Raw genomic sequence first — 5,058 nt, forward strand, 5'->3', positions numbered from 1 at the left:
AGAATGGTCCGATCATACTGCCGATGATTGGAAGTTCGTCGCCGTATTTGTCTGCGAGGATCTTGACTGCCTTACATACGTTGCCGATCCTGCCGTCTTCGATGTTGTAACCTTCGAATTGTTCGAGGTCTTCGGCCTTGCTGACAACGTGGCTGATAACGGATGGCTGCTGTTCCTTGGTACTTGGCTTGATTCCGCATCCGAAAAATTCTGCTTCTGCTGTGATGTCGAAAGGAACACGTACTGCTTCAAATCCTACAACTGTGTGGCCTGCTTCTGCCAGTGCTGCCATTTTTACAGGATCTTCGTGAGCTTCTGGCCAGTAAGCATCTACTGCATCCATCTGTTCTACTGTTCCTGTCTGGGTGGCACAGATAGCAGGCATTCTGTCTACTTCTTCACCTGCAAATACGCGTGCTAATCTCTCTTTGGGTGTATATTCAACCATAACCTTTACTCCTTAAAACTTATTTTTATTCTAAAAGGTAATCTGGCTACGCATTTAGCATATATATATCTTTTCATGTTCAAATGTTCATGAAAAAAGCGCTATCAATATACTTGTTTTGCTCTTGAGGGCTCTCTACTTTACATTACCGCGTAAAGCATCGAAGCCACGCCAATCGTCAGAGGTTCCATTACCAAGTCGATTTCGTTCCTTTCCCCAATGTCTTCAGGTAATCCACAGGGAATTCCCGGTGTGGATATGAGGCATCTTTCTGCTACCATGCCTTCAGAGATTGTATTGGGGTTTGGTGTAGCTTCCAGGACCATGGAGAACTTGTGTTCTTCTTCGGGATCATAGGGTATGATGCCTAGTTCCTTGCGAGCCTTTTCCATAGTTTCCCGGTCGGGGTCATAGGCATACACATCGAAATTCCTTTTTACAAGATGTTGTGCTCCGGCATAACCCACTCTTCCCAGGCCGATTACAAGTATATCTTTTGAGTCAGCATATTTGTAACGGGAGGCGATTTCAGCGTAAACCACTCCGGTGCATACATGATTGGTTGCAATTTTGCCGTTTCTCATATTATGTGCAATAAAAATATGGTCATCTGCCATAAGTATTATATCGGCATCACTGGAAACAGCTTCATAGTAGCCGGTAACGTCAGGATGCTCGGTTATGGCACCATCAAGGCCGAAATATTCGGTTATCGTAAGCAGGGATGACGAAAAATTGGTAATGATACCGTTGCCGGAAGTTATGGGCACAATACCTACCTTTTCTCCGTCAAGAGTGGTGCCGTATATTTGTTTGCATATGTCAGCAATGTCCATTCCGGTTGCTTTTTTGATAGTATTGTTATTGCATTCAAGCTGTTTTGTAAGTCCTTCCAGATCTTGTGGTGTAAGTAATGCCATATTAATCCTCCTTTTACTGCTTCATATCGGATTTGATGAGTTGAATTGCTTTTTTTCTTTTATCACACATCTCATGCTGGGTCGTGCCGCTGCATATCAGGGTATAGGTTGGTCTTTTCCCCCAACATTTGAATATTTCCAACCCGTTTGATTCATGGAATAGCCGGTAGTCATCACCGCCTGAAAGCACATGTTCTCCAACAGGGATAAGTTTTCCATCAGATGCCATCAGGTGCTCATAGTTACATTGTTTGCCAACAGGTAGAGGTTTGTTTTCCCTTATATTTCCTGCAATAGTTTCCATTAGCCATTCAAGCAGGTTTACACCACTACTGTGATATACTACGGTAGGTGTCTGGCTGGGAAACCGTGCATCAATCTCAATAACCCGGATTCCTTCTGGGGAGAGTATTGCTTCCACATCCATGATTCCTTTGAGGCACAGATTGCTGGCCAGCAGGTGTGTTATTTCCCTGAAATTTACATCCGTCTCCATCGGGGTGACCCGGTGGCAATCATGTTCCTGGTCAATATGGACCTGTGTCTGCTGACCGATCATGAAATTGTTCCCGTCACCCACCACTTCCAGTGAAACTACCGGTCCGGGTACATATTCTTCAATGACCATCGAATCATCAATGTCTGCCAGTTCACTTTCGTTGTCAATTATGCGCGCGCCCCTACTGCTGCTCATGCATGGGGGTTTCACAAAATAAGGAGGGGATTGGGGTTTATCTGAAGGGATGGGTATGTCGATCGATTTGAAATATTCCCTTGAACGCTTTTTGTGCATGCTGGTATCATAAGCGGCAAAATCGAAAAGAAGAGGGCAATGTAGTTCTGGTTCTATTTTTTTCAAAAAGAGAAGGGTGCCAGGGTTTTCATTTGTCGGAATTATAGCATTTGAGTGGCGGGATAATTCGATGAGCCTTTCCGGCTTTTCTGTAATATCAAAGCAAAAATGCTTGTCCACACTATTACGTATCAGAGGCTTGTTTTTCCTGTCGATCAGATGTACCTGTATCCCGGATTTCCTGGCAAGATAAGCCACCTCGAAGCCCTGCAACTTGCCCCCAATCAGACATATCGTTTTCATTCTACCTTCCCAGTATCTGATTGAAATCTTCCTGTTTTCCCGGTTCCATTCCCATGCTCTGAAGCTTTTCCACCACTCTCCATGCATCACGGTTGCGTTCTGTCAGTTCCCTGTCATAGTTAACCACACCGTCCAGTGCCGATCCGGAAGGAATGATGGATGTAACAACATTTGCTCCGGCATCCAGGCGGTAAACCATACCTTCCATGCCTTCAAGGTCAAGGGAAGCAGGGATCAACCTGTCCGGGAACATGAGTCTTAGGATCGATATGATTTTCAGTTCTGATTTGCTGCTTCCGGGTTCTCGGCTTGCCAGAGGTGTGCCTTCCTGGGGTACAAATGTCATTACACGTACCATATTGGGATTTGACTTACGCAGGCCTTTGAGGGATATCAGGGTTGATTCGGCTTCTGGTTCGATTTCGGTAAGGATCCCATCCTCTACACAGTAACCAATTTCTTTTGCATCCTGGCGGCAGTTTATTCTCTGGTCGTATTCCTGGCCTACCCTGAGCTTGTTGTATAATTCCTGGTCATAGGTTTCCTGGTAAAGTGCCAGGAAATCGGCTCCGTTATCATACATCTGTTTGAGGGTCTCTTTCCCCACAACTCCCGGGGAGATCATTATCGGAAGGCCCAGTTTGTCCTTAACTTTCCGCACAGCACTGACCAGTCTTTCAGGGTGGTCATGATAATAAGGGTCCTCTCCCATTGTCAGGTCTATCATGTGGACAGGATCATTTTCAAGCGCCTCGCAGACCTTTTCGATCTCATCGGGAGTAAGCCTGTAGCGGTGGATATTGTTCTTACAGTTATAATAGCAAAACGAACACTGATTCTTACAGTATGTTGAAAAATAAACAAAACTGTACAGGAATACCTTATTTCCAAAAAAGTTATCACGGACCATGCGTGCCACATGGAACAACTTCTGCATCTCTTCTTCATCTTCTATGGCCAGCAGGTCTCTTATCTCCTGGTCCCTGAGCTGGTATCCTTCATTTATTGAGGATGCAAATTTGTCCAGCTGTTCATTGTCCATGTTTTCAAACAAATTGTTCACCTGAGATTGGTTGTAATTCCGTTATAGTATGATATAGACCTGCTTGAACGCTTGATGTTTATGTATTTGTGCTTGACCTTGAGTAATCTTTCAAGTCCCATTCCTGCGCCCATCCAGGGTTTGGTCACTCCCCAATCCAGATCCTGTGGAATGGGTCCCACCACGGCTGAAGATATTTCCATGTCTCCATGCATTATGTCAATTGTATTTCCATACACCATGCAATTATCCGCGATCACCTCATAATCGATTTTCAGATATTTTAGCAAGTCATCAATAATTTTCAGCAGATTTTCTCTTGTGCATCCCGAGCCCATCTGGCAAAAATTAATCATTGTAAACTCTTCAAGATGCTCCTTGCCGTCGGATTCCTTCCTGTAGCAGGTGCCTATCTCGAATATCTTGAGGGGGTCGGGCATTATGTTATCAAAATTGTGCAGGTAATTGTATAATCCCGGGGCAAGCATGGGCCGCAGACATGTGTTATTATCCACCCGGAATATCTGTTTGTAGAGGGGATCCTCTTCTGTGATTCCCATTCTTTCAATGAATTTAGCCGGGATCATGATTGAAGTGCGTACTTCCATGAACCCCTTTTCTATTAAAAAGAGGGAAATATCCCTTTCAAGCTGGGCCAGCTGATGTCTGCGGTCCTTCTCATACATATGACGCAGATCTTGCTTTCTCTTTTTGACAAGTTCTGTCTCCAGCTCCTTGAAGGGCGGGAGTTCTTTTACTGAACTAAAGTCATCTGCAGGGCTAAGCAGTGTTGTAATTCTTTTTTTCTGGGCAGGCGTGTAATCCGGTTTTACAGGCTTTTCTTTTTTTGTCTCTGCAACAGGCGGCATTTCATTTGCCTTGCTGGAAACAGCTTTAACCACTGCTGCCTCTGGAGGTTTGTTCTTTTTTGTTTTTGAAGCTGTGACAACGCGTGCCTGGCTTCCCCTGCCGAAATCTTTTGTGACAAAACGAGTAATACGCTCATCGGAAAGTTTGCAGTTTTTGCATGCTTTGCGATATTTATTGTTGCGTAGCGCCCTTGCAGAGCGACTTCTTCTGGAATTTCGTACTGTAAAGCGGCTTCCGCAGTCAGTAGTGATATGAATATGGTTCCTCGACACCTCAAAGTTCTTTACACCATGAAGTAACCCATTCCTTGAGAGCCACACTCCGTTGGTGTCTATAAGTAAATCTAGTGGTTTCCTTTCCATAGGGGATTGCTCCGGCTATAGGGGCGACTTCTGATATCTACATTTGCTGAGGCGTCTAATTTTGCAACATATCCAGACCGTCACTTTCTATTTTACTGGCGGAAACCCCGGGAATCTAACCCGGCTGAATGGATCTAGAGTCCATTTGATCTACCTGATCAGGTTTCCACATGATAATCTGCTTTATTTCTTAGAATTTGTATTTAAATTTATGGGTGTGTGATGGGAATAACAGTGCCTAACAATGCCTAATAAATATATGAAGCTCTGCGCCTCATATATACCAAAGACTTCATTCATACCTGAGGGCATCTACTGGT

5 protein-coding genes are annotated in these 5,058 nt (G+C 44.4%); all 5 read right to left on the reverse strand.

The genetic code is table 11. From position 1 onward, the window contains the following. The coding region (locus tag A9957_RS09095) for a uroporphyrinogen decarboxylase family protein (protein WP_292343991.1) at positions 1-448 on the reverse strand (448 nt) is incomplete at its 3' end. A gap of 140 nt (positions 449-588) precedes the next feature. After that, positions 589-1,368 carry a 3-methylornithyl-N6-L-lysine dehydrogenase PylD gene (gene pylD / locus A9957_RS09100; protein WP_096712293.1) on the reverse strand — a complete coding sequence of 260 codons (780 nt, stop codon included), beginning with the start codon at positions 1,366-1,368 and terminating at the stop codon, positions 589-591. Between the two features lie 13 nt (positions 1,369-1,381). Further along, positions 1,382-2,464: a 3-methylornithine--L-lysine ligase PylC gene (gene pylC / locus A9957_RS09105; protein ID WP_096712292.1), complete on the reverse strand. Its 1,083-nt coding sequence runs from the start codon at positions 2,462-2,464 to the stop codon at positions 1,382-1,384. A gap of 1 nt (position 2,465) precedes the next feature. Next, positions 2,466-3,518, reverse strand: a complete 1,053-nt coding sequence (gene pylB, locus A9957_RS09110; RefSeq protein WP_394328859.1) for a methylornithine synthase PylB — start codon at positions 3,516-3,518, stop codon at positions 2,466-2,468. A 5-nt stretch (positions 3,519-3,523) separates the two neighbouring features. Next, a complete protein-coding gene (pylSc, locus tag A9957_RS09115) occupies positions 3,524-4,738 on the reverse strand; it encodes a pyrrolysine--tRNA(Pyl) ligase large subunit (RefSeq protein ID WP_292343993.1) in 1,215 nt (404 codons plus the stop codon). Positions 4,739-5,058 lie beyond the last annotated feature (320 nt).

It is taken from the genome of Methanohalophilus sp. DAL1 (assembly GCF_001683555.1).
In the GTDB taxonomy this organism is placed as follows: domain Archaea; phylum Halobacteriota; class Methanosarcinia; order Methanosarcinales; family Methanosarcinaceae; genus Methanohalophilus; species Methanohalophilus euhalobius.

Bases quoted from the DNA above. Each gene is read 5' to 3' on its own strand.
- pylC (WP_096712292.1), bottom strand. From the start codon at position 2,464: ATGAAAACGATATGTCTGATTGGGGGCAAGTTGCAGGGCTTCGAGGTG.
- pylSc (WP_292343993.1), bottom strand. From the start codon at position 4,738: ATGGAAAGGAAACCACTAGATTTACTTATAGACACCAACGGAGTGTGG.
- pylD (WP_096712293.1), bottom strand. From the start codon at position 1,368: ATGGCATTACTTACACCACAAGATCTGGAAGGACTTACAAAACAGCTT.